We start from the raw sequence: 1,436 nt of genomic DNA on the forward strand, positions 1-1,436 counted from the left end.
GCAATGCTGATCAGTTAAGAAATAATTTAGCGATCCATTGACCGATCAAGTGGAGCTGTCAAACTCCAGTGATAGTAACTGTCACTGGAGTTTTTTTATGTCTCTCAGCCGCGCGCTACGCGATTCAAGTGAAACACTTCCCGCAAATACCGATAGATTCCTAGAGCATGTTCCTAACGAATGGTTAAATGCGGCAGCTGAACTATCGTCACAAGTGACCATCCGGCGCCGCCGCCTACCGAGTGATCAAGTCATGTGGCTAGTTTTAGGCATGGCGTTCTTTCGGAATAAACCTATCGCAGAGGTGGCCCGCAGCCTCAATATTAGTGCCGATGGTTTAGCGAATGAGCAAATGCTGGCAAAAAGTGCACTTACACAGGCCCGACAGCGACTAGGCGCAGAGCCGATGCAGTGCTTGTTTCAGCAAAGTGGTAAGCATTGGGGCGTTGAGCGATACCCGCAGGATGATTGGCATGGCTTGCAAGTATTCGCAGTCGACGGTGCGCTGTTTCGAACCCCAGACTCGACCGAGCTGCGAAGTCATTTTGGCTCAGGGAACACGTCAACTGACCGACAAACGCCATTTCCAATGCTGCGCTGCGTCGCACTAATGAATGTGCGCTCACATGTGATTGTCGATGCCTGTATCAGTCCTTATCGACGAGGCGAAGTACCGTTAGCTATGCCGCTTATTCATAAGCTTCCAGATCATTCTATTACGTTGCTTGATAAGGGTTTTTATAGCGCAGACTTGTTAGTAAGCCTTGCCAGTAGCGGAGTTGACCGGCATTGGCTGTTACCCGCGCGAAAAGGGTTGGTCAGTACCGTCGTCGAAGATTATGGCGCTGGTGATCGTCTCGTGGAAATGAAGGTATCGCCTCAAGCTCGTAAGAAGAATCCTTCACTGCCTGAATCCTGGTGTGCTCGCGCAATCACTTACGAAGTTGAGGGGAAAGAGAAGACCGTGTTCACGTCTTTGCCAGCCTCTGTCTACACAGCGAAGGCTATTGCTGAACTCTATCATCAACGCTGGGAAATTGAACTCGGTTTTAGAGATATAAAATCCAGCATGCTTGATAACGCCATTGTGCTTCGCAGTAAAACCCCAGCTCTGGTCTATCAGGAGCTGTGGGGGCTGCTCCTAGCCTATAATCTGATCCGGCGAGAAGCCAGTCAAGCTGCGGTAGAGCATAAACGCGCTCCACAGGAGATTAGCTTTAAGTTCGCCTGCCAGTTTATTGCCGCAGAACTGATTAGCCTATCAAACAACCCTTCACCGGGAACGACTGGGAGGCGATTAGCAGACTTAAGAGGAAGCCTAGGTATGTTATTCAAAGAAAACCGACCGAGGCCATCAAGACCAAGGTCGGTTAAACTATCCAAAACCCGCTATCCGGTGAATCGCAATGCTGCTCCGCTTAAGTGAACAGCATTGC

General features: G+C 49.9%; 1 protein-coding gene. It reads left to right on the top strand.

Annotated elements, in window-relative coordinates:
- The first annotated feature begins 97 nt into the window (after positions 1 to 97).
- A complete protein-coding gene (locus CWI84_RS11680) occupies positions 98 to 1,426 on the top strand; it encodes an IS4 family transposase (protein WP_126842772.1) in 1,329 nt (442 codons plus the stop codon).
- Positions 1,427 to 1,436 lie beyond the last annotated feature (10 nt).

It is taken from the genome of Idiomarina tyrosinivorans, assembly GCF_003987475.1.
GTDB lineage: Bacteria > Pseudomonadota > Gammaproteobacteria > Enterobacterales > Alteromonadaceae > Idiomarina > Idiomarina tyrosinivorans.